This window comes from Glycomyces artemisiae, from assembly GCF_003002955.1.
Classification (GTDB): Bacteria; Actinomycetota; Actinomycetes; order Mycobacteriales; family Micromonosporaceae; genus Glycomyces; species Glycomyces artemisiae.
Window position 1 is genome coordinate 423,697 of the sequence record NZ_PVTJ01000002.1, and the last position, 24,976, is coordinate 448,672.

At 71.6% G+C, this 24,976-nt stretch carries 29 protein-coding genes; 18 read left to right on the plus strand and 11 right to left on the minus strand.

Features of this window, described 5'->3' with window-relative positions; all coding sequences use genetic code 11:
• Window positions 1-66 precede the first annotated feature (66 nt).
• The 4 genes from B0I28_RS06510 (at window position 67) to B0I28_RS06525 (ending at window position 5,286) form a co-directional block, all read left to right on the plus strand.
• The gene (locus tag B0I28_RS06510; RefSeq protein ID WP_146147987.1) at window positions 67-2,124 is read left to right on the plus strand and encodes a bifunctional copper resistance protein CopD/cytochrome c oxidase assembly protein; all 2,058 of its coding nucleotides are present in this window, start codon (window positions 67-69) and stop codon (window positions 2,122-2,124) included.
• A gap of 102 nt (window positions 2,125-2,226) precedes the next feature.
• Window positions 2,227-3,399 carry a trans-sulfuration enzyme family protein gene (locus B0I28_RS06515; protein ID WP_106362983.1) on the plus strand — a complete coding sequence of 391 codons (1,173 nt, stop codon included), beginning with the start codon at window positions 2,227-2,229 and terminating at the stop codon, window positions 3,397-3,399.
• Between the two features lie 105 nt (window positions 3,400-3,504).
• Window positions 3,505-4,308 carry a class I SAM-dependent methyltransferase gene (locus B0I28_RS06520; protein ID WP_106362984.1) on the plus strand — a complete coding sequence of 268 codons (804 nt, stop codon included), beginning with the start codon at window positions 3,505-3,507 and terminating at the stop codon, window positions 4,306-4,308.
• A gap of 213 nt (window positions 4,309-4,521) precedes the next feature.
• Complete coding sequence (locus tag B0I28_RS06525; RefSeq protein ID WP_106362985.1) at window positions 4,522-5,286, plus strand: SDR family NAD(P)-dependent oxidoreductase; 765 nt, start codon at window positions 4,522-4,524, stop codon at window positions 5,284-5,286.
• Window positions 5,287-5,293: 7 nt separating this feature from the next.
• On the opposite strand, the gene B0I28_RS06530 is transcribed toward B0I28_RS06525, so the two are convergent.
• The 4 genes from B0I28_RS06530 to B0I28_RS06545 all read right to left on the minus strand — a co-directional run bounded on the left by B0I28_RS06530 (window position 5,294) and on the right by B0I28_RS06545 (window position 8,466).
• A complete protein-coding gene (locus tag B0I28_RS06530; protein WP_106362986.1) occupies window positions 5,294-6,184 on the minus strand; it encodes a 5-oxoprolinase subunit C family protein in 891 nt (296 codons plus the stop codon).
• Window positions 6,181-6,828 (minus strand): 5-oxoprolinase subunit B family protein, encoded by a 648-nt coding sequence (locus tag B0I28_RS06535; RefSeq protein WP_106362987.1) that lies wholly within the window; start codon window positions 6,826-6,828, stop codon window positions 6,181-6,183. Before B0I28_RS06535 ends, B0I28_RS06530 begins: the two co-directional genes overlap by 4 nt.
• Complete coding sequence (locus B0I28_RS06540) at window positions 6,825-7,568, minus strand: LamB/YcsF family protein (RefSeq protein WP_106362988.1); 744 nt, start codon at window positions 7,566-7,568, stop codon at window positions 6,825-6,827. The genes B0I28_RS06535 and B0I28_RS06540 overlap by 4 nt, the downstream gene beginning before the upstream one ends.
• Window positions 7,569-7,734: 166 nt before the next feature.
• Window positions 7,735-8,466 (minus strand): GntR family transcriptional regulator, encoded by a 732-nt coding sequence (locus tag B0I28_RS06545; RefSeq protein WP_106362989.1) that lies wholly within the window; start codon window positions 8,464-8,466, stop codon window positions 7,735-7,737.
• A 124-nt stretch (window positions 8,467-8,590) separates the two neighbouring features.
• Between B0I28_RS06545 and deoC the strand changes: the two genes are divergently transcribed.
• From deoC to B0I28_RS27615, 8 genes are all read left to right on the plus strand, one after another.
• Entirely contained in the window at window positions 8,591-9,346 is a 756-nt protein-coding gene (gene deoC, locus B0I28_RS06550) for a deoxyribose-phosphate aldolase (RefSeq protein ID WP_106362990.1), read from the plus strand.
• A gap of 185 nt (window positions 9,347-9,531) precedes the next feature.
• Window positions 9,532-10,488, plus strand: a complete 957-nt coding sequence (locus B0I28_RS06555) for a family 43 glycosylhydrolase (protein ID WP_106362991.1) — start codon at window positions 9,532-9,534, stop codon at window positions 10,486-10,488.
• Window positions 10,489-10,603: 115 nt separating this feature from the next.
• Window positions 10,604-11,065, plus strand: coding sequence for a hypothetical protein (locus B0I28_RS06560; protein WP_146147988.1), 462 nt, complete (start codon window positions 10,604-10,606; stop codon window positions 11,063-11,065).
• A 1-nt stretch (window position 11,066) separates the two neighbouring features.
• Window positions 11,067-11,393: a WXG100 family type VII secretion target gene (locus B0I28_RS06565; protein ID WP_106362993.1), complete on the plus strand. Its 327-nt coding sequence runs from the start codon at window positions 11,067-11,069 to the stop codon at window positions 11,391-11,393.
• 164 nt (window positions 11,394-11,557) lie between these two features.
• The gene (locus tag B0I28_RS06570) at window positions 11,558-12,052 is read left to right on the plus strand and encodes a WXG100-like domain-containing protein (protein WP_106362994.1); all 495 of its coding nucleotides are present in this window, start codon (window positions 11,558-11,560) and stop codon (window positions 12,050-12,052) included.
• A gap of 1 nt (window position 12,053) precedes the next feature.
• Window positions 12,054-12,551, plus strand: a complete 498-nt coding sequence (locus B0I28_RS06575) for a hypothetical protein (RefSeq protein WP_106362995.1) — start codon at window positions 12,054-12,056, stop codon at window positions 12,549-12,551.
• Window positions 12,552-12,565: 14 nt separating this feature from the next.
• Window positions 12,566-12,988: a hypothetical protein gene (locus tag B0I28_RS06580; RefSeq protein ID WP_106362996.1), complete on the plus strand. Its 423-nt coding sequence runs from the start codon at window positions 12,566-12,568 to the stop codon at window positions 12,986-12,988.
• 154 nt (window positions 12,989-13,142) lie between these two features.
• The gene (locus tag B0I28_RS27615; protein WP_219926599.1) at window positions 13,143-13,733 is read left to right on the plus strand and encodes a DUF805 domain-containing protein; all 591 of its coding nucleotides are present in this window, start codon (window positions 13,143-13,145) and stop codon (window positions 13,731-13,733) included.
• A gap of 78 nt (window positions 13,734-13,811) precedes the next feature.
• Here B0I28_RS27615 and B0I28_RS27135 read toward each other — a convergent pair whose 3' ends face one another.
• The gene (locus tag B0I28_RS27135; protein WP_181245663.1) at window positions 13,812-13,964 is read right to left on the minus strand and encodes a hypothetical protein; all 153 of its coding nucleotides are present in this window, start codon (window positions 13,962-13,964) and stop codon (window positions 13,812-13,814) included.
• A 134-nt stretch (window positions 13,965-14,098) separates the two neighbouring features.
• Window positions 14,099-14,542, minus strand: coding sequence for a DUF1707 SHOCT-like domain-containing protein (locus tag B0I28_RS06590; protein WP_181245664.1), 444 nt, complete (start codon window positions 14,540-14,542; stop codon window positions 14,099-14,101).
• Window positions 14,543-14,747: 205 nt separating this feature from the next.
• Here B0I28_RS06590 and B0I28_RS06595 point away from each other — a divergent pair, with 205 nt between their 5' ends.
• Window positions 14,748-15,833, plus strand: a complete 1,086-nt coding sequence (locus B0I28_RS06595; protein ID WP_106363424.1) for an NADH-quinone oxidoreductase subunit D-related protein — start codon at window positions 14,748-14,750, stop codon at window positions 15,831-15,833.
• Between the two features lie 4 nt (window positions 15,834-15,837).
• Here the strand turns inward: B0I28_RS06595 and B0I28_RS06600 are convergent, their stop codons facing one another.
• Window positions 15,838-16,482, minus strand: coding sequence for a hypothetical protein (locus tag B0I28_RS06600; RefSeq protein ID WP_106362997.1), 645 nt, complete (start codon window positions 16,480-16,482; stop codon window positions 15,838-15,840).
• Between the two features lie 91 nt (window positions 16,483-16,573).
• On the opposite strand from B0I28_RS06600, the gene B0I28_RS06605 reads away from it, so the two are divergent.
• Window positions 16,574-17,455 carry a sigma-70 family RNA polymerase sigma factor gene (locus B0I28_RS06605; RefSeq protein ID WP_106362998.1) on the plus strand — a complete coding sequence of 294 codons (882 nt, stop codon included), beginning with the start codon at window positions 16,574-16,576 and terminating at the stop codon, window positions 17,453-17,455.
• 20 nt (window positions 17,456-17,475) lie between these two features.
• Window positions 17,476-17,976 (plus strand): carboxymuconolactone decarboxylase family protein, encoded by a 501-nt coding sequence (locus tag B0I28_RS06610; RefSeq protein WP_219926600.1) that lies wholly within the window; start codon window positions 17,476-17,478, stop codon window positions 17,974-17,976.
• Window positions 17,977-18,064: 88 nt separating this feature from the next.
• On the opposite strand, the gene B0I28_RS06615 is transcribed toward B0I28_RS06610, so the two are convergent.
• The 4 genes from B0I28_RS06615 to B0I28_RS06630 all read right to left on the minus strand — a co-directional run bounded on the left by B0I28_RS06615 (window position 18,065) and on the right by B0I28_RS06630 (window position 21,526).
• Window positions 18,065-18,376, minus strand: a complete 312-nt coding sequence (locus B0I28_RS06615; RefSeq protein ID WP_106362999.1) for a DUF1416 domain-containing protein — start codon at window positions 18,374-18,376, stop codon at window positions 18,065-18,067.
• 27 nt (window positions 18,377-18,403) lie between these two features.
• Window positions 18,404-19,255, minus strand: a complete 852-nt coding sequence (locus B0I28_RS06620; protein ID WP_106363000.1) for a sulfurtransferase — start codon at window positions 19,253-19,255, stop codon at window positions 18,404-18,406.
• A 440-nt stretch (window positions 19,256-19,695) separates the two neighbouring features.
• Window positions 19,696-20,418: an LmeA family phospholipid-binding protein gene (locus tag B0I28_RS06625; protein ID WP_181245665.1), complete on the minus strand. Its 723-nt coding sequence runs from the start codon at window positions 20,416-20,418 to the stop codon at window positions 19,696-19,698.
• Between the two features lie 49 nt (window positions 20,419-20,467).
• Window positions 20,468-21,526: a hypothetical protein gene (locus B0I28_RS06630; RefSeq protein WP_146147989.1), complete on the minus strand. Its 1,059-nt coding sequence runs from the start codon at window positions 21,524-21,526 to the stop codon at window positions 20,468-20,470.
• 318 nt (window positions 21,527-21,844) lie between these two features.
• On the opposite strand from B0I28_RS06630, the gene B0I28_RS06635 reads away from it, so the two are divergent.
• The 3 genes from B0I28_RS06635 (at window position 21,845) to B0I28_RS28220 (ending at window position 24,855) form a co-directional block, all read left to right on the plus strand.
• A complete protein-coding gene (locus B0I28_RS06635; protein ID WP_106363003.1) occupies window positions 21,845-22,567 on the plus strand; it encodes a winged helix-turn-helix transcriptional regulator in 723 nt (240 codons plus the stop codon).
• 345 nt (window positions 22,568-22,912) lie between these two features.
• On the plus strand, window positions 22,913-23,230 hold the full coding sequence (locus tag B0I28_RS06640) for a hypothetical protein (RefSeq protein ID WP_106363004.1): 318 nt from the start codon (window positions 22,913-22,915) through the stop codon (window positions 23,228-23,230).
• 5 nt (window positions 23,231-23,235) lie between these two features.
• Complete coding sequence (locus tag B0I28_RS28220; RefSeq protein ID WP_181245666.1) at window positions 23,236-24,855, plus strand: hypothetical protein; 1,620 nt, start codon at window positions 23,236-23,238, stop codon at window positions 24,853-24,855.
• Window positions 24,856-24,976: the final 121 nt, after the last annotated feature.

The following is a 24,976-nucleotide window of genomic DNA, read 5'->3' on the forward strand; positions in this document are numbered from 1 at the left end:
GTTGCCGGAGATATCTGACCCCACCCGGTGGGGCGTGAGCTGGAACAATCAGCCATGCTGGGTTACGTGACCGCATCGACCGAGACCAGCCAAAACACCGCCGACACCATACCTGTTGGCGGCGGCGGTCCCCGAAGCGGGCTGCGCGCGGCGAAGCGCGGCCGGGGGCTGCGCGTCCTCGCCGTCGCCGCCGCGGGGCTCGCCGGGCTGCTCGCCGCGGTGATCGCCCTCGACCTCGGCGGCGCCGTCGACGTCGAGGCCGTCCCCGGGCTCTCGGCCGCGGACCCCGCGGTCACGTGGGCCGCCGGGCTCCTCAAGTACGCGTACGACCTGGCGATGCTCGCCGCCGTCGGCTGCACCATCGCGGCCGCGTGCTTCCTGCCCGGGAGGGCTGACGCGCGGGTGCGCCTGTCGGCCCAGTCGTGGCGGTGGCTGCGCGTGGGCGCCGCGGCCTCCGGACTGTGGGCGGCCGTGGCGCTCGTGAGCCTCCCGGTGGACTTCGCGAACACGTTCGCGCGGCCCCTTTCGGGCGTCACCCTTCCGGGGCTGTGGTCCTACATCGCGCAGTACGAGCAGGGCCGGGCGCTCGGGCTCACGGTGCTCCTCGCGGGCGCGGCCGCCGTCGCTGCGGCGCGCGCGTTCACGATCCCGGGCGCGGCCCTCGCCGCGGTCCTGGCACTCGCGGCCGCGGTGCCGCCGGTGTTCACCGGGCACTCGGCGTCCAACGGCAACCACCAGATCGCCGTCGACGGGCTCCTCATCCACATCGTGGCCGCCGCGTTCTGGGCCGGGGGCCTGTTCGCGCTGTTCATCGCCCGCAAGGACCCCGCGGTCGCCGCCCGCCGGTACTCCGCGGCCGCCGCGTTCGCGTACCCGGCCGTGGCCGCCTCCGGGCTCATCGTGTTCGTCGCGAACGTCGCGTTCAGCGACCTGTGGGCGTCCGCGTACGGGCGCATCGCCCTCGCGAAGCTCGCGGTCCTCGCCGTCGGCGGCGTCCTCGGGTGGGCGCACCGGCGCCGCACCCTCCCCGCCGTCGCGGCCGGGAGCCGCCGCGCGTTCAACCAGCTCGCCGCCGTCGAGCTCGCGCTCATGGCGGTCGCGTTCGGCCTCGCCTCCTCCCTGTCGGTCACCCCGCCCCCGGCCGAGGAGCTCCCCGACCCGAACACGGCCCTCCTCGGATTCCCCACGCCCGAGCCGATCACGCTCGCGCGCCTCCTCACCGACTGGTACCCGTCGGTCCTGTTCTGCACCGCGGCCCTCGCCGCGACCGGCTTCTACATCGCCGGTGTCGTGCGCCTGCGCCGCCGCGGCGACACCTGGGCCTGGTACCGCACCGCGCTGTGGATCGGCGGCTGGGCGGTCATCGTGCTCACCACCTCCACCGGCCTCGGCAAGTACGGCATGGTCCTGTTCAGCGCCCACATGGTGCAGCACATGGCGCTCAACATGCTCGCGCCGATCCTGCTCGTCCTCGCCGCGCCCGTGACCCTCGCGCTGCGCGCCCTCAAGCCCGATCGCGCCGGGGGACCGCGCGAATGGCTCCTCGCCGCGCTCCACAGCAAGTGGTCGAGCTTCATCTCGCGGCCGCTCATCGCGCTCCTCATCTATTTGACGAGCCTCTACCTCATGTACTTCACCGGGATGTTCGAGTGGGCCATGCGGTCCCACTTCGGGCACCTGTTCATGACCGCGCACTTCCTCGCCGCCGGAAGCCTCTTCTTCTGGGTCGTCATCGGCCCCGACCCGAAGCCCCGGCCGCTCTCCTACCCCGCCAAGGTCCTCCTCTACTTCGTGTCGATCGTCTTCCACGCCATCTTCGGCGTGACCCTCATGATGGGGACCACGCTCATCGCCGACGGCTGGTACACCCAGATCGCCGTCCCCTGGGTCGCCGACCTCCTCGCCGACCAGCGCGCCGGAGGCGGGATCGCCTGGGGCTTCGGAGAAATCCCCTCCCTCATCATCATCGTGGTCCTCATCGGACAGTGGGCCCGCTCGGAGGAGCGGGAGGGACGCCGCCTCGACCGGATGGCCGAACGCGCCGCCGCCTCGGGCCATCCGGAGGACGACCCCCACGAGGTGTACAACGCCTACCTTGCCAGCCTCGACCAGGAACGGCGCTAGACGAACGTCCGGAACCACCCCCGACCGACGTCAGGGATTCCGGCCCCCGATTCCGGTCGAAAGACAGATGCGGCCCGCCCCTGGCCGCCATACCGTTGCGGCATGAGCGACACCAGCCACACCAGCGAGACCGCCGCCTTCGAGACCCTCGCCGTCCACGCCGCCGAACCCCGGCCCGCACACGGCGGATCCGTCGTCCACCCCCTCTACCAGGGCACCGTCTTCGAGACCGTCCCCGGCCAGGCCTACGACGACCTCCAGTACATCCGCCTCAACACCAACCCCTCCCAGGAGTACCTCCACCGCAAACTCGCCGCCCTCGAAGGCGCCGAGACCGCGCTCGCCACCGCCTCCGGCATGGCCGCCATCACCACCACCCTCCTCGCCACGCTCGGCGCCGGAGACCACCTCATCGCCGCGGGCGCCTTCTACGGCGGCACCCACCACTTCCTCACCGAGCAGGCCCCGCGCCTCGGCTGGACCGTGGACTTCGTCGACCCCGACGACCACGACGCCTGGACCGAAGCCCTCCGGCCCCAGACCAAGGCGTTCATCGTCGAGACCATCAGCAACCCGCTCGCCCGCGTCGCCGACCTCGAAGGCATCGCCGCGTTCAGCCGCGAGCACCGCCTCACCAGCATCATCGACAACACCTTCGCCACACCCGTCGTCTTCCGGCCCCACGCCATCGGATTCGACCTCGTCTGCCACTCCGCGACCAAAGCCCTCAACGGCCACTCCGACCTCGTCGCCGGAGTCGTCACCGGCTCGCACGAACAGGTCGCCGTCGTCCGCCACGTCCTCAACCTCTACGGCGGCAGCCTCGACCCCCACGCCGGATTCCTCCTCGCCCGCGGCCTCAAGACCCTCGCCCTGCGCGTGCGCCAGCAAGGCGCCACCGCACTCGCACTCGCGCAGTTCCTCAACGGCCACAACGCCGTCGCCGAAGTCAACTACCCCGGCCTCGACACCCACCCCGACCACGCCCGCGCCGCCGCGCTCTTCGACGGCTACGGCTCCGTGCTCTCCTTCCGCCCCGCAGGCGGCGTCGAGGCCGCCGAAGCGATCCTCAAAGCGCTGCGCCTCCCCTACGTCGCCCCCAGCCTCGGCGGCGTCGAATCCCTCATCACCCGGCCCGCGATCACCAGCCACGCCGGCATGAGCCCCGAGGAGCGCGCCGCCGAAGGCATCCACGACGACCTCATCCGCTTCTCCACCGGCATCGAAGCCGCCGAGGACCTCATCGCCGACTTCCGCCGCGCCCTCGGCGACTGACACCGGGGAACCGCACGAACACGAAGGGGGTGGTCGCTGGCGCAGGGAACAGAACTTCATTAGGGTGGGGCCAATGCGCCGAATGCCCGCGAAAGGGGCCGTGCCATGGGACCGTCCGACCGGATGCTGCTCGTCGAGATCACCGAACGGCTCAAACGCCTCGGCGGCGCCGTCGACGGCGTCCGCGAGACCCAAACGGGCATCGAACGGCGCCTCGACGCCCTCGAAGCCGAAGCGGCCGCGAACCGCAAGGCCCTCAAGGCGAGCGCGCGCACCTCGTACGCCCAGGTCGAGGACCTCATGGCGCTCTACCGTCTCGCCGGGCCCGCCGGACCGCTCCCGCGCATGCGCGGCTGGGCCGCCGGACCCGAACTGACGCGGTTCCTCGCCGAGGAGTTCACCGCCCGCGGCGGCGCCCGCGTCCTCGAATGCGGCTCCGGCACCACCACCGTGGTCCTCGCCCTCGTCGCGCGCGCACTCGGCACCGGGCAGGTCACCGCGCTCGAACACGACCCGCACTACGCCGCCCAGACCCGGGCCGAACTCGACGCGCGCCACCTCGGCGGCTGGGGCAAGGTCGTCGACGCGCCCCTGACCGACGTCGACCTCGACGGCGAGCGCTGGCGCTGGTACGACCCGGACCTCGTGCCGCACAGCGAGATCGACATCCTCCTGGTGGACGGCCCTCCCGGCCCGACCGGGCCGCAGGCCCGCTTCCCGGCCCTGCCGGTCCTCGCCGAGCGCCTCGCCAAGGACGCCCTCGTCGTCCTCGACGACGCCGACCGCCCCGACGAGCGCGCCATCGCCGCCCGCTGGTCCGACGCCCACCCCGACTTCACCGCCGAGCACCTTCCCCACGAGCGGGGAACGCTGCTGCTGCGCCGCACTCCGGAGACCGACGAGGGCTGAGTCCGGTCCCGTCGGATGAACCCGGGTCCGACGGAAGTCCGGGTCGGGCCCGGTCTCGCCGAGCGGACCTGGGTCCGGCCCGCGGTGAGTCCGGTCCCGTCAGGCCGGTCCGGTGGCGTCCTCGCTCCTGAAGCATCCTGCCGTCCGGGGGTCACATGTTCCGGCGCCCGTACGTCATGAGTGCGAGGAACCGGAACCACTGGAGGACCGAATATGAACACGGACAACGCATCGCGCACGATCGCGCTGGTCACCGGCGCGAACAAGGGGATCGGGCGGGCGACCGCCGCGCGGCTCGCCGCCAGGGGCGCGACGGTGCTCGTCGGGTCGCGGGACCCGGGCCGCGGCGAGCAGGCCGCGGCGGCGATCCGGGCGGACGGCGGGGACGCCCGCGCGGTCGCGCTCGACGTCACCGACCAGGCGTCGATCGACCGGGCCGCCAAGGAGATCGAGGAGCGGTACGGCCGCCTCGACGTGCTCGTGAACAACGCCGGGATCTCCGGGTCGGGGAACGCGGCGCCGCAGGATGCGGTGGACCGCGTCCCCAGCGCCGTCGACCTCGCGGTGGTGCGGGAGGTGTTCGAGGTCAACGTGTTCGGCGTGATCGCGGTGACCAACGCGATGCTGCCGCTGCTGCGCCGCTCGCCGCGGGCCCGCATCGTGAACCTCACGAGCCATGCGGCGTCGCTGGCGCTGTACGCGGACCCCGAGGGCCCGTTCACCGCCCTGCCGTCGGCGGCGTACTCGCCGTCGAAGACCGCGCTCAACGCGATCACTGTCCAGTACGCCAACGAGCTGCGGGCCGAGGGCATCCCGGTGAACGCCGCCGCACCAGGCTATGTGGACACCGAGATCAACGGCAACACCGGCCTCCTCGCCCCGGCGCAGGCGGCCGAGTACCTGGCGGACCTGGCGCTGCTGGAGGCGGACGGGCCGACCGGCGCGTTCACCAGCGCCGACGGCCCGCTGCCCTGGTAGCCGGCGTTCAGGCCCGTTTACTCCAGTGGGGCATGGGGATCGGGACGAACCGGATGCGGGAGCCCGGGCGGGCCTGGGCGGCCGCGGCCTGGGCTTCGGGGCCGACGACGCCGATGACCGGGTAGCCGCCGGTCGTGGGGTGGTCGGCGCCGAAGAGGATCGGCTGGCCGTTCGGCGGGACCTGGAGCGCGCCCGCGGCGATGCCCTCGCTCGGGAGCTCCAGGGACGCGTCGGTGCGGGCGAGGGCCGGGCCCTCCAGGCGCAGGCCGATGCGGTTGGAGTGCTCCGAGACCGTCCAGACGCCGCGGGTCAGCTCCGCGACCGCCTCGGGGCGGAACCACTCCAGTCGCGGTCCCAAGTGGAGCTTCATGACGAACTCGTCGCCGATGCCCGCCCACGGTGCGGGCCACTGGGTCGGCAGCGGCGGGTGGGCCGGTGCCGGGCCGAGGGGGATCGTGTCGCCGTCCTTCAGGGGGGCCGGGCCGAGCCCGGAGAGCAGGCACGTGGAGTGCGAGCCGAGGCTCGACTTCGGGTGCAGGCCACCGGAGAACGCGAGGTAGGACCGGACGCCGACCTCGGCGGGCCCGGCGTCGAGGACCGACCCGGCCTGGAGCTTCACGGGCTGGCCCCAGGACTCGGGGCGGCCGTCGACCGTGACCGCGCAGGGGGCGCCGCCGACGACGACGGTGACGTCGCGGTGGGCCCTCACCGTGCAGCCGTTCAAGGTCGTCTCCAGGGCGCATGCCCCGGTCGGGTTGCCCGCCAGCTGGTTCGCGAGCCTCCAGGAAGGACGGTCAGCGGCGCCGGAGGGCGGCACCGCAAGGTGGCCCCAGCCGGGCCTGCCCGCGTCCTGGCAGGTCGTGAGGACGCCGGTGCGGAGGATCTCGATGTGGCTCATACCCGCACCGCCGCGAATCGCACGCGGGTGCCGGGGACCAGGAGCGCCGCGGGTTCGCGGTGCTCGTTCCACAGGCGGCCCGGGTTCGTCATGGTCGCGATGAGCTGCCAGCCGCCGGGGCTGGTGCGCGGGTAGACGCCCGTGTAGGGCCCGGCGATGCCGAGCGAGCCCGCGGGGACGCGCGTGCGCGGGCTGTCGCGGCGCGGCACGCGGTAGCGCTCGGGGAGCCCTTCGAGGTAGGCGAAGCCGGGGGAGAAGCCGCAGAACGCCGCCTCGTACTCGATCCCGGAGTGGATGTCGGCGACGTCGTCGGGGCGCACCCCCCACAGGGCCGCAACGGCTTCGAGGTCGGGGCCGTCGTAGCAGACGGGGATCTCGACGGCTTCGCCCGCGGTGTCGGGCTCGTCGGCGAGCGGCCAGCCGGGGAGTTCGGCGGCGAGGAGCTCGGGTTCGTCGACGCCGTCGACGAGGACGGTGGTCGCCCCCGGGACGAGGTCGGAGGCCTCCAGGAGGCCCGACATGCGGCGGCTCTGGAGCGAGCGGTAGCAGGCGCGGGCGGCGGCTGTGGTGCCGCAGTCGATCAGGATGCCCCTCGGCCCGGCCGGGAGGGGCCTGAGCCGGTGGGCGGCGGGCGGTGTGCTCACGAGAATGCCTCCACGTCGATGCCTCGTTCGTCCAGTGCGGCCCGGATTGCTGCGGCGACCGCGACCGCGTCGGGACCGTCGCCGTGCACGCAGATCGATTCGGCCGCAACGGGGGTGCGGGTCCCGTCGACCGCGGTGACCTCGCCGTGCGCGGCCAGGTCGAGCGCTTGGAGCACGGCGGCGGCCGGGGCGAGGAGCGCGCCGGGCGCGCCGCGCGGGACCAGGCGGCCGTCGCTCAGGTAGCCGCGGTCGGCGAACGCCTCGCCCGCGACCCGCAGGCCCGCCGCGGCGGCGGCGCGGTCGAGTTCGCCGCCCCGCTGGGTCAGGACGAGCCCGATCCCGGCGAGGCGCGCGCCTTCGGCGACGGCCGCGGCCTGGGCCGGGTCGCGGCCGGCCCGGTGGTACAGGGCCCCATGGGGTTTGACGTAAGCGACGTGCGACCCGGCGGCCTCGGCGAAGACCCGCAGCGCCCCGATCTGGTAGGCGACCTCGGCGGCGAGCTCGGTGGGCGGGACGTCCATCTCGCGGCGCCCGAACCCGGCGAGGTCGCGGTAGGAGACCTGCGCCCCGATCCGCACGCCCGCGGCGGCGGCCAGCTCGCAGACCCGCCGGAGCGTGGCCGGGTCGCCGGCGTGGAAGCCGCAGGCGACGTTCGCGCTCGTGACGATCCGCAGCAGCGCGGTGTCGTCGGTGAGCTCCCAGCGGCCGAAACCTTCCCCCAGGTCCGCGTTGAGGTCCATGCGATCAACGGTACCGGATCACTCTTTCGGGCGCATTTTGCGCACACAGGTGGTTCCGGGGCCGATTGCTGTCGGACCCTTCGGCGATCATCGGCCGCAGACCGGCGATCCCCGCTGCGCGGGCGGGGACCAAGCGCTGCCCCGCAAGGGTTCCGGATGAACCGGGTCAGTCGCGGCGGCCGGTCGGACCGGGCCGGGTGATGGTGAAGTCGACGCGCAGTGCGTAGCGTCCGGCGACATATGCGCTCGTCGTGTGTTCGAGCGGGACGCCGCGATGGTCGGTGATGGTCCGGGTCTCGGTCAGCAGGGGCGTCTCGGGGTCGATGCCGAGGGCGGGCGCGTCCTTGCCGGCGACCTGGGCGGTGAGGACCGAGGACCCTCCGACCGGGTCGTGCCCCAGGTCCCGCAGCGCGCTGTGGAGCGATCCGGTCTCCAGATCGGCCGACAGCAGCGGCGCGAGCGCTTCGGGGAACACGGCGTGTTCGATCGCCACCGGGAGGTCGTCGAACATGCGGATGCGGCTGATCGCGACCACGGGCGCGTCCAGGGGGAGGCGCAGCGCCTCGGCTTCAGCGGCGGTCGCAGGGCGCAGCCCCGCATCGAGGACCCTGGAGCGCGGCGTTCGGCCTTCGGCGCGGGCCTGGTCGTGGAAACTGAGGAGCATGCCGACCGGGCGGGCGGCGGTGCTGCGGCGGACGAAGCTGCCTCTGCCGGGGATGCGCTCGATCAGTCCGTCGCGCTCCAGTCCGGCGAGGGCGGCGCGGACCGTCATCCGGGAGACGCCGAACTCGGTCGCCAGCTGCGGTTCGGAGGGGAAGGGCGCGCCCGCTTCGGCGCCTGCCAGGCGGCGGCGCAGCTGCCGTTCAATGCGCTCGTACAACGGCTGCGTGGCGGCCATGGCGTCAGTCCTCCGGATCACGGCGTGTGTGGAAGGTCAATCATGCTCGGTCGGCGGCCGGTCGACATCGGCGTCTCAGTTGTATAGGCTGTCTAGACAGCTTGAATCTGAGAGGAGAACCGCCATGTCGAACGACACGGCCGCCACCGAGCCCTGGACCGGGCCCCTGCCGGCGCTGGCGGCGGTGGCGAAGATGATCGACCACTCGCTGCTGCGGCCGGAACTGACCCGGGCCGAGGTCGACGCGGGCCTGGACACCGCGCTGGCGTACCGAACGGCGTCGGCGTGCGTGCGCCCGGCCGACGTCCCCGCCGCCGCGGCGGCACTGGCCGGGAGCGGGGTCCTGGTGGGGACCGTCGTCGGGTTCCCCCACGGCTCCTCGACGGTCGCCGCGAAGGTGTTCGAGACGACCGAGTCGATCGGCGCGGGGGCGCAGGAGGTGGACATGGTCGTCAACATCGGCCGCCTCAGGTCCGGGGAGACCGCCTTCGTCCGCGATGAGATCGCCGCGGTCGTCGCCGCCGCGCAGGGTCGGGCAGTGAAGGTGATCTTCGAGAACGCCTACCTCGACGACGAGCAGAAGACCGCCGGGTGCCTCGCCGCCGAGGCCGCGGGGGCCGCGTTCGTGAAGACCAGCACCGGGTTCGCGCCCGGCGGGGCCACCGCTCACGACATCGCGCTCATGCGCCGCACCGTCGCCCCCGGCGTACAGGTCAAGGCCGCCGGCGGCGTGCGCACCCTCGACGCCCTCCTGCACCTGCACCGCCTGGGCGCCACCCGCTTCGGCGCGACCGCCACCGCGGCCATCCTCGACGACCTCGCGGGCCGCCTGCAAGGCGCCGCACCGCGCGCCTCCTCGGACGCAGGCCACGGCTACTGAGCGCCGCCGTCCCCACCGGCGGGCCGCGGACCGGCGGCCCGCCGGTCCGCGGAGCCGATTCGGCGACTCCGGCGCGAGCCGCAAGCCGCGCAGCGGAAGCGGGTTGCGGCAAACGCTTTCTCTGGCTATGTTTCAAGCAGTCAGCCAGGTCCGGCCGAGCGGCCGCCGATTCTCCCGGAGGAACCATGACGACCGGTCCTGCCTCGAACCCCGACGACCTGCGCGCCCCTGCGCCGCTGTTCACCGACCCGGTCTTCGACGGGCCCACCGACCCCACCGTCGTCCACGACCCCGCGACCGGCCTGTGGCACCTGTTCTACACCCAGCGCCGCGCCAACCAGCCCGATGCGGGCGCGGCCTGGGTCCACGGCACCGACATCGGCCACGCCACGAGCCCCGACGGTCGCGAATGGACCTACGTCGGCACCGCCGCCGGGCCCGACTGCGACAACCGCGACACCTGGTGGGCCCCGGAGGTCCTGCGCCACGAGGGCCGCTGGCACATGTACGTCACCTACCTCGAAGGGGTGCGCGAGGACTGGACCGGCCCCGCCGAGATCCGCCACTACACCTCCGAGGACCTGGACACCTGGAAGTACGAGTCCACGCTCGACCTCGACTCCGAGCGCGTCATCGACGCGACGGTCCACCGGCTCCCCGACGGGCGGTGGCGCATGTGGTTCAAGGACGAGCGGCGCGGGAGCCATGTCTACACTGCCGACTCCGACGACCTCTTCACCTGGGCCCCAGCGGGTCCCGCCGTCACCGGCCAGGCCCAGGAGGGCCCCACGGTGTTCGCGCTCGGCGGCGTCTACTGGATGGTCACCGACGGCTGGTCGGGCCTCCTCGTCCACCGCTCCACCGACCTGGAGCACTGGCACCGCCAGCCCGTGCCGCTCCTGGCCGGGCCCGGCCGCCGCGCGTTCGACGAGGCGCTCGGCCACCACGCGATGGCCCTGACGCAGGGCCCCGACGAGGCGTTCCTCTACTACTTCACGCACCCCGGCGGCGGGCGCCGCTCCACCGTCCAGGTCGCCCGGCTGCACGTGCGCGAGGGATGGCTGCGCTGCGACCGCGACGAGCACTTCGACTACCTCCCCGACCCCGCGAAGACCGCCGCGCTGCGCGGCGGCGCGTCCTGAAAGGGGCATGCGGGACGCCCGAAACCGTCCTAACAGGGGCGAAGCGAACTCCTGACACACGGCAAACAAGCTTGTCGAATCCCCTGGTAGGGCGGCACTTCTCGGGGACCCGTTTGTGGCGCGCCCGGTCTATGCTGAAGGCCACACCGAGTCCACTGAGACCCCCGGAGGCGGCATGTTCGGTGAGGACGCGATCGCCCAGCAGCTGGCGGAAGCCCGCTCGGCGCTCGACGAAGTCAGACAGCAGCAGGGCCAACCGGTCCAGCCCGTCACCGCCGAGGCGGCTGCCGGGCGCATTCAAGTGACCCTCGGCGCGAACGGCCGCGTCGAGAAGTTCCGCTTCCTGGAAGAGCGGGTCCTCAAGGAGGGCACCGAGTTCCTCGAAGTCGAGATCGCCAAGGTCGTCAACGCCGCACTCGACGCCCGCGCGGAGGCCCTGACGGCCGACGTCCCGCCCCCGGACCTGGAGGCGATCGGCGACGCCGTCGCCCAGATCCAGGAGCAGGGCGTGCGCCAGATGCGCGAGATGACCGCGCAGATCAGCGCGGTCATGCAGAAGCTCCAGGGAGGGGCCTGACATGGCCGTCAAGCTCAACCTCGACTCGATCCGCGAAGGCGCGCAGCAGCTCGACTCCGCGACCGAGGCCGTGCAGGGCCTGTTCGACCAGTTCAAATCCTCTGTGGACGGACTGGCGGACTCGTTCGGCGGCGACATGATCGGCAGCCTGCTCGACCTGGCCCACCAGGCCGTCATGGAGGCCATCACCGAGTGCATCACGACGAACATCGAGGACCTCGGCGACTACGCCGAGAACTTGCGGCAGATCGCCGACACCCACGAGGAGAACGACGCGGAGATCGAGCGCCTGTTCCGGGCGATCCTCGCCGAGCTCGGCCGGGGCTGACCCCCCGGGCCGCGACCCGACCCGCTCCCTCTATCCCCCCCTGACCCTTTCACTCTCTCTTCCCTTCTCTCCCAACGGCCGCCGCACCGGCCCGCATCAACTCCTTCATAACGCTCCGTACCTCGGGCACTGCGCAGTGTCCCCTCCCTTCGAAGGAGCCCTCAGTGGGTTTGCAACTGCCCTCCGAGCTGAGAAGCCTCCTCAGCATGCTCGGCTACGACTGGCCCGAGCCAGACGAGGAGAAGCTCTTCAACCTCGGCAACACCTGGACCGACCTCGCCGACCAGATCGGCGGCGCGATCGACAAGCTCGAAGCCGCCGCGAAGACCGTCATCGACAACAACGTCAGCGACGACATCGCCGCGTTCAAGTCCGAATGGGAGGACGGCGAGTCCGCGGTCCGCAACATCGCGGACATCGGCGAGCCGTCCAACATCATCAGCATCGGCATCATGATCGCCGCGGGCGTCGTGCTCGCCCTCAAGATGCAGATGATCGTCCAGCTCGTGACGCTCGCGATCCAGATCGCGCAGGCCATCGCCACCGCCGTGGCGACGTTCGGGGCGTCCCTGCTGGAGATCCCCATCTTCAAGATGATCACCTCCAAGCTCATCGACATGCTCATCGACATGGCCATCGAGTCGGTGCTCAATGGTTAGGATGCGCACCCGCGCCGCGCGGAAGACCACCGCCAAAGGCGCCAAGATCATCTCCGGACTCATCAGCAACACGCATTTCTTCCGCACGGGGAAAGGCGGCGGCAGCTGGGTCAAGAAGACCGTCTCCAGCGCCGCGAAGAAGACGACCCGGTCGCGCTGGCGCGCGAAAGTCGGGCACGCGCTCAACAACGACTACAAGGGCACGTTCTTCAAGCAGCACCCCAATCTCAAAGGCAAAGTGGTCGTCCACCACGCCATCGAGCAGCAGGTCCTGCGCCGCTACCCCGGCCGGTTCAGCGCCGCGGAAATGCACTCGCTCCAGAACCTGCGCGGCATTCCCAAGGGGCAGGTGAACAGCCGAGTCCACCTGAGCCAGATCCGCAAGGAATGGAACCAGTTCTACAAGGACTACCCGAACGCCACCCGCCAGCAGATCCTCGACCATGCGACGAAGGTCGACCTCAAGCTCGGCACGAACTTCAATCCGTCCGTCCCCTAAGTTAGGATGCGCCAATGAGCTACTACCTTCTGGAGCCCGAGGTCGCCGGGGAACTCGGCGAGGACACGGTCATGGACCTCGACGCGCAGCCGCCCGTCGTGACCAGGCTCCAGTACGTGATCCAGGACTGGCTCGGCGACGAGATCCTGGAGTCGACCCCCTGCTTCGTCGTCACGGAGCACCTGGCCGGCCTCATCGGCGCGGCGGGCCTGTCCGGGTACCGCCTCGCCGACGCCGAAGTGGTCCTCGGCGAGGACGCCGAGGAGCTCGCGGGCGGCCCCGTCGACCTGCCCAAGTGGCAGTGGCTCCAGCTCACCGGCACCGCCGGGGCCGACGACTTCGGGGCGTCCTCGAACGGCAGCCTCGTGGTCTCCCAGCGGGCCCTCGACGTGCTGCGCCAGGGCGCCCTGAACAACTGCGACGTCGAACCGCTGTAGCGGACCGGATCGCGAAGGGGCGGAGGGACTGCGGTTCCTCCGCCCCTGCTGCGTCCCCAGCTCGGAGCAGCCGGCGCCTATGATGACCTGGTAACGACTGAATCGCGGCGTATGCGCAGTACGCATGCGCCGCAACGCGGAAGGACCGCACCCCTTGCACTACTACCTCAACGCGTTCAAGCAGTACGCCGTGTTCGCCGGGCGGGCCCGGCGCCAGGAGTACTGGATGTTCGCGCTCTTCCACTTCATCGCCTTCCTGGTGCTGTACGGGCTGGGGCTGTTCTCCGGATTCGTCCTCGACGGGAGGGTCCCCGACCCGGTGGCCGTGGCGCTCATCATCCCGTTCTTCCTCTACGTCCTCGCCTCGTTCGTGCCCGCGCTCGCGCTGACCATCCGGCGCCTCCACGACACCGGCCGCGAGGGCGCCTGGTTCTTCATGGCGTTCATCCCCTTCGGGGTCGGCGCGGTCTTCATGATGATCTACATGTGCTCCGACGGGAACCCGTTCCAGAACCGCTTCGGCCCCGATCCCAAAGGCCGCCAGGAGATGCCGCCGCCCCAACCCGGCTACGCGTACGGCTACCAGCCGTACGGGCAGCCCGGGTACCCGCCGCAGCAGCCCGCCCCGGCCCAGCCGGGGTACCCGCAGCAGGGGTTCCAGCAGCCGGGCCACCCGCCCGCGCCGCACCCGCAGCAGCCCGGCGCCTACCCGCCCCCGCAGCAGCCGCCCGGACCCCGCGTCTAGACGACGCAGGGGCGGCCGGTCGCACCGGCCGCCCCTTTCGCATGCGCGCCTTGCATGTCCGCGGCGGGCGCGCCTCCCTCAGTGCTCCGTGTCGGTCCACTGCTGCCAGCGGACGTTCGCGGGCAGGGCGCCGTCGAGCTCCCACAGGGCCGCCAGCGCCGCCTTGACCAGGTCCGCGCCGATCTCCGCGTCCGGGGAGGGGGCTGCGGCGGCTGCCGGGGGTGCCGGCATCGGAGGACGGGTCATTCCGGACTATAGAGCGATTCCGGACGTGGCGGGGTACGGCGCGGTGACCGATGCGCTGCTTTGGGGCGCAAGGGGATCTGCGGGGCCGGATGGCTCCGGACCCGCGGGGGAGGCGGGGGTCAGAACATGCCGGAGAAGGCCGCCACGACGAAGAGGACGAGGACGACCAGGACGCCGATCGCGATGTAGAGGAACAGCTCCGGGGAGATGATGAAGATCACGAGGCAGGCCGCGGCGGCGATGGCGATGGCGACGCCCGCGATCTTCCACTTGCTGGAGCGCTCGTCGGCGCCGTCGCGGAGCTGCTGGTTGGCCTTCGAGAGGGACTCGGGGCGCATCACGCGGGTCGGCTCCATCGACGCCTCCTCGAACCCGGGGGGCGGGAGCTGGCGGAGGTCGGAGATGAGGACGTCGAGCTCGGAGTAGACGCGGGCGCGCATCGCGGCGTCGACGCGGTCCTGGTACTCCGGTACGTCCAGGCGGCCCTCCTCCACCGCCTGACGCAGGCGCTCCATGACGACCTGCCGGTCGCTCTCCGAGGCGCGCATCTGATCGCGGTCCATTCGGCCACACCTCCAATGTCGGATGCTCCGTCTAGGATGCCAGGGCCCGGCAACACGCTGCCACGCCGAGTGGCGGCGCCCTGCCAACCTATGGCATCGCGGCCACGCCGCGGCTCCTCTTCCCGAACCGGGAGGAAACTGCGACGATGAGGGGGTGAGCGAACAGCTGATCGTCGGCGTCGGTGCATCGACCGAAGCGGCCGACATGGTGCTCAACATCGGCCCGCAGCACCCCTCCACGCACGGGGTGCTCCGGCTCAAGCTGCGGGTGGACGGCGAACGCGTCACCGAATGCGAGCCGATCGTCGGCTACATGCACCGCGGCGCCGAGAAGCTCTACGAGGTGCGCGACTTCCGGCAGATCATGCTGCTCGCCAACCGGCACGACTGGCTGTCCGCGTTCTCCTCCGAACTCGGGGTCGCCCTCGCCGCCGAGCGCCTCGCCGGGATCGAGGTCCCCGAGCGCGCCGTGTGGCTGCGCATGGCGCTCGCGGAGATGAACCGGATCCTCAACCACCTCATGTTCCTCGGGTCCTACCCCCTGGAGATCGGCGCGATCACCCCGATGTTCTACGCGTTCACCGAACGCGAGCGCATCCAGGCGGTCATGGAGGAGGCCAGCGGCGGCCGGATCCACTACATGTACAACTGCGTCGGCGGCCTCAAGCAGGACGTGCCCGACGGCTGGGAGGACCGTGCCCGCCGCGCCGTCGACGACGTCGAGACCGGCATGGCCCGACTCGACAAGCTCCTGCGCCACAACGAGATCTTCGCCGCCCGGACCAAGGGCGTCGGCGTCCTCGACGCCGCCGCCGCGGCCGCGTTCGGCGTCACCGGGCCCGTCGCCCGCGCCTCCGGCCTCGACTTCGACCTGCGCCGCGACGAGCCCTACCTCGCGTACGGCGACCTCGACGTGCCCGTCGTGACCCGCACCGAAGGCGACTGCCACGCCCGCTTCCTCTGCCTCATGGACCAGGTGTACGCCTCGATCGAACTCGCCCGGACCTGCCTCGACCGCGCCGCCGCCGTGCCCGGGCCCGTCAACACGAAGCTCCCGAAGATCTTCAAGCCCCCGGCGGGCGAGACCTACGTGTGGACCGAGAACCCGCTGGGCGCCAACGGCTACTACCTCGTCAGCCGCGGCGAGAAGACCCCCTACCGGCTCAAGCTCCGCACCGCGTCCTACGCGAACGTGCAGGCCCTCGCCACCCTCATGACCGGCTGCCTCATCCCCGACATGATCGCCATCCTCGGCTCCATGTTCTTCGTCGTCGGCGACATCGACAAATAGCCGCCTACGCGCAGCCGCCCGTCGTCTCGTGGACGCGGAGCGGCTCGGCCTCGACCGCCTCGGTCCAACTGGCGAGCTCCCCGCCGCCCGGGCAGGGGACCGCGCCGTACTCCCATTCGGGGGTCGCGCTCGCGGGCGGGTCCGGAGTGAAGTCCGGGACGCCGCCGTCGAGGGGGCGGCAGCCCGTGGTCGCCTGCACGGTGACCGGCTCGGACCAGCGGCCGCCCGGAGGGTCGGGGACCTCCGCGGTCACGCGGAGGCTGATGTAGCCGTCGGCGTCGCCGAACCACACGGCCGCATCCGAATCCGAGGACGGTTCGAGGCCGAACCGGTCGGCGAGCGCCTCGACCTGGTCGACCGTCGCCCCCGAGATCTGGAGCGTCCGCGACAGCGACGCCCCCGGGCGCACCGGCGTCACCTCGCAGTCCTCCACGCCCAGCGGCCCCGCCGCGAGGACCGCCGCGCCCGTCACCGAAGCGGCCGCCTCGCCCAGGGCCGCGTCCATGACCGCGCGGGCCTGCGCGGCGTCCACCTGCTCGCGGACCGTCGCCCGAGTCCCCGCGAACGCGGCCGCGAACAGCAGCAGCGCCCACACCATGACCGCGACGCGCAGGCGGCGGCGCCAGCGCGCCGAGACGTTCGAGAACACGGGACACAGTCTGCCCTACCCGATCCGCGAGACAACCGTCACAATCAGCGATCCGGTGTCACACTCTTGAACCATGCCCCGTCCTCCCGACATGAACCGACCGGAATCCGCCGCAGCGATCTTCCAAGAACTGCGACCGCGCCTCGTCGGCGTCGCGTACGGACTCCTCGGCTCCGTCAGCGAAGCCGAGGACGTCGTCCAGGACGCCTGGATGCGATTGCAGCGCACCGACGCCGACGCCATCGACGACCTCACCGGCTGGCTCGTCACCACCACCTCCCGCCTCGCCCTCGACGTCCTGCGCTCCGCACGCGTCCGCCGCGAAGCCTACGTGGGCCCGTGGCTGCCCGAACCCGTCGAGACCGCCCCCGACCCCGCCGACAGCGTCAGCCTCGCCGACTCCCTGTCCTGGGCGATGCTCGTCGTCCTCGAAACGCTCAGCCCCGCCGAGCGCGCCGCATTCGTCCTCCACGACGTCTTCGGCCTCACCTTCGACGAGGTCGCCGAGACCCTCGGCCGCACCCCCGCCGGCTGCCGCAAGCTCGCCAGCCGCGCCCGCGAGCACGTCGAGCGCCGCCAGCCCCGCTTCGACGTCGACCCCGACGAGCACCGCCACGTCGTCGAGGCGTTCTCCCGCGCCGTCACCTCCGGCGACATCGAGGGCCTCACCGCCCTCCTCGACCCCGACGCGGTCCTCACCTCCGACGGCGGCGGCGTCGTCCGCGCCGCCCGCAACCCTGTCCGCGGCGCCGACAAGATCGCCCGCTTCCTCACCGGCGTCACCCTGCGCTACGACGACTTCCACCATCGCGTCACCACCGTCAACGGCGGCCCCGCCCTCCTCACCGTCGTCGGCGGCGAAGTCGGCGGCATCACCCTCCTCGGCATCGCCGACGGCCGCATCGTCGCCGTCGACATGGTCCGCAACCCCGACAAGCTCACCGGAATCCACGAAGTCCACCGGCCCCGATAGGCCCCGCAGGAAGGAACACCATGGAAGCCCGACTCGCCTTCACCGACACCGAGTTCGCCAAGGCCTACTACAAGAACATGCTCGCCAACGAGAAGCTGTTCCACACCGCCTCCACCGTCCCGCACCGCACCATGGAGCTCGTGAAGCTGCGCGCCAGCCAGATCAACGGCTGCGGCTTCTGCACCGACATGCACTTCAAGGACGCCGTGCACGCCGGAGACGACCCCGAGCGCCTCAACCTCGTCCCCGTCTGGCGCGAAGCGCCCGCCTTCGACGACGCCGAGCGGGCCGCGCTGGCCCTCGCGGAGGAGTCGGCGCGCCTCGCCGACAACCCGCACGGCGTCAGCGACGAGACCTGGGAGGCGGTGCGCAAGCACTACGACGACGAGCAGATCGCGGCCCTCGTCGCGATGTGCGCGCAGATCAACGCCTGGAACCGCGTCAACGTCATCCTCCGCACCCCCGCCGGGTTCTACGACCCGGCGACGAAGACCGCCCGCTACAGGGAACTCCAGAAGTAGCGCCCCGCCGGGACGTGAAAAGGGCCCGGACACGAACGTGTCCGGGCCCTTCCTGACTGGGATACGAGCTGAATCGCCCCGGTCGGTACTAGCGGCTGACGGCGAGCTTCGTCTCGTTGACGCCGCGGGCGGCCTCGATCTCGCCGGTGGCGTCGCCGTAGCGCGAGAGCGCGCGGAGCGTCCACTTGCCGGGGGCGGCGAAGAAGCGGAACTGGCCGCCCTCGCCGGTGACGACCTCGGCGGTGAACTCGCCGGTGCCGTCGAGGAGGCGCACGTACGCGCCCTGGACGAGTTCGCCCTCGTCGTTCACGACCGTGCCGCTGAGCACGGTCTCCTTTTCGAGGTCCACGGACGCCGGCAGGGCCAGGTCCTGGTCGGGTGCAGCGCAGCTGTCAGACATGGATCTTCCTTTCCGTGCCGTCGCCGGCTACTTGGTGCCGGGCTCGTCGCCCAGCGCGATCGGGACGCCCACGAGGGAGCCGTACTCGGTCCAGGAGCCGTCGTAGTTCTTGACGTCGGTGTAGCCGAGGAGCTCGCGGAGCGCGAACCAGGTGTGGCTGGAGCGCTCGCCGATGCGGCAGTAGGCGATCGTCGACTTGGACTCGTCGAGGCCGGCCTCGCCGACGTAGAGCTCGCGGAGCTCGTCCTCGGACTTGAAGGTGCCGTCCTCGTTCGCGGCCTTGGACCACGGGACGCTCAGTGCGGTCGGGATGTGGCCGGCGCGCTGGGACTGCTCCTGCGGGAGGTGGGCCGGGGCCAGGAGGCGGCCGGCGTACTCGTCGGGGGAGCGGACGTCGATGAGGTTCTTGACGCCGATGGCGGCCTCGACCTCGTCGCGCTTGGCGCGCAGGCCCCAGTCGAGCGGCTTGGCGACGTACTCGGTGGCCTCGCGCTTGGGCACCTCGGTGACGACGTCGCGGGCGTCGAGCTCCCACTTCTTGCGGCCGCCGTCGAGGAGCTTCACGGACTCGTGGCCGTAGAGCTTGAAGTACCAGTACGCGTAGGCCGCGAACCAGTTGTTGTTGCCGCCGTAGAGGACGACGGTGTCGTCGTTGGCGATGCCGCGCTCCGAGAGGAGCTGCGAGAACTGCTCCTGGTTGACGAAGTCGCGGCGGACCGGGTCCTGGAGGTCGTCCTTCCAGTCGATCTTGACGGCGCCCTTGATGTGGCCGCTGTCGTAGGCGGAGGTGTCCTCGTCGACTTCGACGAACACCACTCCGGGGGTGTCGAGGTTCGCTTCCGCCCAATCGGCGGTCACCAGCACGTCTTCACGGGCCATGGCTGTTCTCTCCTGAACGTAGAAAGGAATGGTTTCGGTATCCGACTGTTTCCGAGTTCGAGAGGGCCCGGCGGGCGGTGCTGAGAAGCCGTTCGCGACGGCGAGCAGGGTGATCCAGGGGATCGTCAGTCCTGGGATCGAGACCGGTTCCGGCCGCGCGGAAGGCGCGGGTCATGGAACCTTGGGATGCAAGCCTTGCTCTTGGATGTCACGCACGCTGGGCCGCAATGCGGCGACTGCCGTCGGCCTCCGGGGCCGGGCGAGTCGCCTAAGGCATTCGACAGAGCGTGGCCGCGATCATGCAGTAGTCGATCGCGCGCCGCTTCGTGAGCATCGGCTTGCGCATGGGCAGAACGCTAGCAGACTTGCCGGGCCGAATCCACCGCCGTTCTCGCGATGCGGACCGCGGACGGCACGAAAAGCGAGCGGGCGGTCACCGGTCAGGTGAGGACGACGTCCTCGGCGGACGCGGCGATGGCGACGGCGTCGCCCTCGAACGCGATCTCCGCGAGCGTGATCCCGTACGGCAGCTCGGGGAGCTCGACGGTGGAGGTGAGCTGGGACGCGAACTGGTCGACGAGCGGCTGCACCGACTGCGGGAGGCCCTGCGTGAGCGACTCCACGGCGTCGGGCGTGAAGGAGATGGCGTCGTCGCTCACTTCGACGGTGCCGGTCGCCTGGAGGTCGACGCTCATGCCGCCGAGCTCCTCGGTCGCAGTGAGGGTGGCGTTGCCGTCGCGGTCGATCTCCAGGTCCCAGCCGGTCTGCTCGGCCAGGAGCGCCTCGATCGAGTCGATGGAGATGGTGCCGTCGACGTCGAGGGTCCCGGCGACCGCGTCGCCGCCGTCGGCGAGCTCGCGCCAGTCCGCCTCGACGTCGCGGGCGGTCATCGCCAGCTCGGGGAAGATGAGCCCGTTCGCGCCGACGTCCTTGAGGGTGATGTCGATCTGCTCGAAGTCGCCGGTCCACGCCTGGGTCGCGAAGGGCCAGCCGTGGATCGTCACGTCGGGGCGCTGCTCGGAGTAGGCGCCGTGGTCGGCGGCGGTGGCCGCGACCTCGGTGGCGATGCGGCGTTCGGCGACGGCGTTCGCGACCCGGTCGCCGAGGGCGACGAGCGCGGCGACGATGACGAGGGTGATCAGGAGGCGGCGGAGGATCTTCACCAGGGGGCTCCAGGGAGTCTCGGGGTGCGTGCGGCGCGAGGGGTGTGCGTCAGTCGATCATGTAGTAGGCGCTGAGGAGGTACACCACGGGGCCCGTGACGGCGAACGCCAGGAGCGGGCCCGCGGCGCTGACCACCGGGTTCGGGGCGGTCCCGGCGCCGTCGATGCGCCGCGACGCCGACAGGTACCCGCACGCGAGGTCCGACAGGACCGCGATGAGCGCGACGAGGAGCCCGCCGATCGCGGCGTGCTTCGGGTCGGGGCCCTCGATGACGAGCCCGGCGTACGCGGCCGAGGCGGTGCCGCACATGGTGCCGATGACGATCCCGAACGCGCCGCGGGTGACCTGGCGGTTGATGCGCGGGTCGGGCATGACGAGGTCGACGGCGCGGGCGGCGAGGACCGCGGTCCCGGCGGCGACGACCGCGGAGTACATGGCGGGCGGCGCGGAGCCCAGGCGGGACAGGGCGATGTAGCAGGCGTACCCGCAGACGGCGACGCACAGGACCATCGTGAAGCCGAGGCTCTCGGTGACCCCTTCGTGGGTGCGGCGCACGAGCTGCCCGGCGACGGCCGCGCCGAACGCGAGCGCGAGGAGCACGGTGACCGGCAGGAGCGACACGGGCGTCCAGGTGACGGCGACCCAGTCGGCGGCCACGGCGAGGAGCGACGCGACGGCGATCGTCACCCACGCGCCGTCGATCTTGCGGACCCACGTGACGAGGGCGACGGTGGCGATCTGGAGGACCGCGATCCCGGCGGCGTAGACGGGCCGCTCCATCTGCGCGCCGAGGACGAGCCCGGCCGCGACGACGACGACCACGGCGACCGCGGGGAGGCGGTGCAGCAGCGGCGGGGTGGGCGGCGGGAGCGTGTGGTCCTCGCGGCCGTCGGCCCCGGCGGCCCGGTAGGCGCCGGTGTCCGCGGAGGAGCGGCGGGGCGCGGGGCGGCGGGAGGCCGCCTTGCGGGACGCGGCGGGGCCCGAGCCCGTCCCGCGGGGGGCCCGCGGCTCCTCGGGGTACGTCTCGCCCCAGGCGGGGCCCTCGGCGGGCCGGGCCGCCTCGGGGGGTTCGTGGCCCCAGGTCTCGTCGGGTCGGCTGTACGACACGGACACAGCCTACGGCAAGGCCCTTGTGCACCGTTCACCTTCGATGGGCGGTCCGTCCGGTGTCCCGCGCGCCACCCGCGCGGGTGACGGGTGCGGGGCGGGCCGTGAGCAGCGCGTGTCGGCGCGGTGAACGGCGGTTTGCCGGCTCCTCGCCGCAATGCGTCCCGAATAGTGAAGTCACACAGTCGTGACGCTGGTCATTCGGCCGGTGACCGTTTACACTCGGACAGGACTCCACCTACCGCATGTAAGCCCACCCGTCGCCGAAGCCGGGAAGAGCGATATTCGCGTGTGCTCACCTACCAGCGGAGGACTGCCTTGGAAATCCTGATCCTCACTTCCAACCCCGTGCCGGAGTCCCCAGAGTCCATCCTGCCGTCCCTGGAGCTGCTGCCGCACCGCGCGCGGTACGCGGGCCGGGACGTGCGGGCGCTGCTGAGCGGGCCGAGCCCCGACGCCGTCATGGTCGACGCCCGGTCCGACCTCGCCGACGCCCGCGCCACCTGCCGCGTCCTCCAGGCCACCGGCCTGACCGTGCCGCTCCTCGCGATCGTCACCGAGGCGGGCCTGGCCGCGCTCCAGGCCGACTGGGGCGTCGACGACTTCCTGCTCGCCTCGGCCGGCCCGGCGGAGGTCGAGGCGCGCCTGCGGCTGACCACCGGGAAGCCCAACGCGGCCACGGCCGCCGGGCCCGCGGTGATCCGCGCCGGGGACCTCACGGTCGACCCGGACACGTACGCCGCGAAGCTCAAGGGCGCCCCGCTCGACCTGACGTACAAGGAGTTCGAGCTGCTGCGGTTCCTCGCCCAGCACCCCGGGCGCGTGTTCACCCGCGAGCAGCTGCTGCGGGAGGTGTGGGGCTACGACTACTTCGGCGGCACCCGCACCGTCGACGTCCACGTGCGGCGCCTGCGCGCGAAGCTCGGCTCGGAGTACGAGTCGATGATCGGCACGGTGCGGCAGGTCGGCTACAAGTTCGTGGCGCCGCCGCCGGAGAACCTCCGCGAGTCCGAGCCGCTCCCCGAGCGGGTCGACGCCTAAGAGCCGCTTGGCATTCGTTCCCCGTTCACTCAGGTGGCGGGAGGGGCGGCCCCGCAGCGCGGGGCCGCCTTTTGCTTTAGTTTCCACAGTTGACAGTGGGTCTGGAGTTGTCACCGGTCCAGGAGTTGCTTCCGGAATTCCTTGCCGCGTTGCGCATTCGCCCCTTCCGGGTGAACACTCTCCCGGAGTCGTGCCAAACAGGAATATTAACTGAAGAAAAGTCCGGCAGAGATCCGTCCTTAACGGACAATTCCGGCAACGGAGCGTACCCGTGGCGTGGCACTCGGTGGATAGAATTGAGTTCGCTTTGGACTCAAACCCTCGTCCCCCTTGGAGTGTGACCCCGTGTCCGATCGCTCCGTCGACCCCGACGCCCTCGCCGAGTTCCGCGAGGCCGCGCAGGGCCGCTTGGATTTCCTCGAAACACTGATCGAACGGCTGCGGCACGGCAACGAACTCGGCGTGGAGCCCGGCTTCGGGCTCCTCGACTCCGGCCAGACCGCCCGCGAGATGTACCGCGACTTCCACCGACAGACCTGGTCCAACCTGCAGGACCTCCGATCCGACCTGGCCGGCATCATCGCCACCGTCGACGGCGTCGCCGAGCGCGCCGCCGACACCGACGCGAACTCGGCCGCCGACCTGTCGCGAAGCGAGGACTGACCACCATGCCAGACACCCAGACCAGCGGCGACACCGGCCGCGACGACGACCGCACCGACGAAGAGTTCGACGAGCGCGACGACGACGACCAGGACGACCGCGACGACGACCGTGAAGACGACGACCGCGACGACGATGACGACGGCGACCACGCCAGCCGGGACCGCGACGAGCACCCGCGCGGACCCCGCGAGGAGTACGAGAACAACGCGCCCGACGACTCCACCGTCGTCGAATACCAGCGGCGCGACGCCGACGCGCTGTTCCTCTCCGGCGAGCCGTGCGGCTACGCCAACTGCCAGAACCTCTACAACGAGGCCGAGGCCGCCTGGATCAAGCTCGTCTCCGCCATCCCCATCGCCGGGCAGGTCCAGATGCTGACCGTCGAGACCAAGGGCACGCCCGCGCCGAGCCAGCAGTCCATCCGCAACCTGGTCGCCGAGGTCCGCCCCGACGACCCCGACAAGTACGCGCTCCGCTCCGTCAGCGAGCACTGGCAGCAGTTCAAGACCGACTTCGACACCGACCCGGCCACCGGGATCGGCCCGACCCTGAAGTCCGCCCTGCGCACGCTCTCGGAGACCTGGAAGGGCACCGACTTCGACGCGTTCGCCGAGCAGGTCGAGATCGTGCTCGCCAACTGCGCCTCGGTGTGCGACGACATCGGCGACGCCACCACCGGCGCCGTCGGGCTCCTGGAGCAGAAGGCCGACGAGTTCTTCGGCCTCCAGGGCGGCGACTCCGGAGAGCTGCCGTACCCGGCGCCGCTCTACTGGATCTCCGACATGGAGTCGATGTTCACCGACCCGCTCGTGCACGTGCGCCCGCCGTTCCGCTCCGGATGGTGCGACGTCACCGCCGGATGCGACAACGACGGCGGCCTCATCGGCGCGCTCCTGGAACTCGGCGGATTCGAGAAGGACTACGTCTCCGAAGTCCAGGACTACGTCGAGAACCAGACCGACTACTACATGCGCAAGCACAAGAACGACGAGCCGCCGATCACCGAGGAGCAGGCGCGCTCCTGGGCGCAGGCCGACGCGAACAGCAACATCACCGCCGACGTCAACGCCGGGATCGACGACTACAACTCGCGCTCGCAGATCGCCAACGAGGACGTCGTGAACCGCTGGGAGAACGCCGAGGAATCGGCGTCGACCTTCCAGCCCGAGGCGTACCCGTCGAGCCCCTCGACGTTCCGCGACTCCTCCGACATGCTCGCCGACTCCTACGGGGGCCTCGACGCCGGCAGCGGCGGCCTCGAAGCGGGCGGCGCCATGTCCGACGGCGGCGGCCTCGAACCGCCCGGCGGCGGAGGCGGCGGCAGCGTCTCGGGCGGTCTCGCCTCCGGCGGGGGCGGCCTCGGCGGCTCCACGCTCGGCAGCGGCGGATCGTTCCCCGTCGGCGCGGCCTCCGCGACCGGCGCGGGCGCCGTCGGCAACACCGCCGCGGGCCTCGGCGGCACCGGCGGAGGCATGGGCGGCATGATGGGCGCCGGCGGCGGCATGGGAGGCCGCGGCATGGGCGGCGACCAGGAAGCCGAAGGCGAGCACAAGGACTGGCTCGAAGAGGACGAGGAGATCTGGGGCATCATCCGCGATGCCGAAGAGGACCCCTACGCCTAGCCGGTCGCGAACACGACGAGGCGCCCCGGAGCTTCCGCTCCGGGGCGCCGTTCGGCTCCCGGGACGCCGAACAGGGCGCCTGCCGCGACCGCGGCGGGCGCCCTGAACCCTTCAGATACTC

What these genes read in the sequence shown, in the direction of transcription:
- B0I28_RS06515 (WP_106362983.1), top strand. Translation starts at nt 2,227, where the DNA reads ATGAGCGACACCAGCCACACCAGCGAGACCGCCGCCTTCGAGACCCTC.
- B0I28_RS06520 (WP_106362984.1), top strand. Translation starts at nt 3,505, where the DNA reads ATGGGACCGTCCGACCGGATGCTGCTCGTCGAGATCACCGAACGGCTC.
- B0I28_RS06525 (WP_106362985.1), top strand. Translation starts at nt 4,522, where the DNA reads ATGAACACGGACAACGCATCGCGCACGATCGCGCTGGTCACCGGCGCG.
- B0I28_RS06530 (WP_106362986.1), bottom strand. Translation starts at nt 6,184, where the DNA reads ATGAGCCACATCGAGATCCTCCGCACCGGCGTCCTCACGACCTGCCAG.
- B0I28_RS06540 (WP_106362988.1), bottom strand. Translation starts at nt 7,568, where the DNA reads ATGGACCTCAACGCGGACCTGGGGGAAGGTTTCGGCCGCTGGGAGCTC.
- B0I28_RS06545 (WP_106362989.1), bottom strand. Translation starts at nt 8,466, where the DNA reads ATGGCCGCCACGCAGCCGTTGTACGAGCGCATTGAACGGCAGCTGCGC.
- deoC (WP_106362990.1), top strand. Translation starts at nt 8,591, where the DNA reads ATGTCGAACGACACGGCCGCCACCGAGCCCTGGACCGGGCCCCTGCCG.
- B0I28_RS06555 (WP_106362991.1), top strand. Translation starts at nt 9,532, where the DNA reads ATGACGACCGGTCCTGCCTCGAACCCCGACGACCTGCGCGCCCCTGCG.
- B0I28_RS06565 (WP_106362993.1), top strand. Translation starts at nt 11,067, where the DNA reads ATGGCCGTCAAGCTCAACCTCGACTCGATCCGCGAAGGCGCGCAGCAG.
- B0I28_RS06575 (WP_106362995.1), top strand. Translation starts at nt 12,054, where the DNA reads ATGCGCACCCGCGCCGCGCGGAAGACCACCGCCAAAGGCGCCAAGATC.
- B0I28_RS06580 (WP_106362996.1), top strand. Translation starts at nt 12,566, where the DNA reads ATGAGCTACTACCTTCTGGAGCCCGAGGTCGCCGGGGAACTCGGCGAG.
- B0I28_RS27135 (WP_181245663.1), bottom strand. Translation starts at nt 13,964, where the DNA reads ATGCCGGCACCCCCGGCAGCCGCCGCAGCCCCCTCCCCGGACGCGGAG.
- B0I28_RS06590 (WP_181245664.1), bottom strand. Translation starts at nt 14,542, where the DNA reads ATGGACCGCGATCAGATGCGCGCCTCGGAGAGCGACCGGCAGGTCGTC.
- B0I28_RS06595 (WP_106363424.1), top strand. Translation starts at nt 14,748, where the DNA reads ATGGTGCTCAACATCGGCCCGCAGCACCCCTCCACGCACGGGGTGCTC.
- B0I28_RS06605 (WP_106362998.1), top strand. Translation starts at nt 16,574, where the DNA reads ATGAACCGACCGGAATCCGCCGCAGCGATCTTCCAAGAACTGCGACCG.
- B0I28_RS06610 (WP_219926600.1), top strand. Translation starts at nt 17,476, where the DNA reads ATGGAAGCCCGACTCGCCTTCACCGACACCGAGTTCGCCAAGGCCTAC.
- B0I28_RS06615 (WP_106362999.1), bottom strand. Translation starts at nt 18,376, where the DNA reads ATGTCTGACAGCTGCGCTGCACCCGACCAGGACCTGGCCCTGCCGGCG.
- B0I28_RS06620 (WP_106363000.1), bottom strand. Translation starts at nt 19,255, where the DNA reads ATGGCCCGTGAAGACGTGCTGGTGACCGCCGATTGGGCGGAAGCGAAC.
- B0I28_RS28220 (WP_181245666.1), top strand. Translation starts at nt 23,236, where the DNA reads ATGCCAGACACCCAGACCAGCGGCGACACCGGCCGCGACGACGACCGC.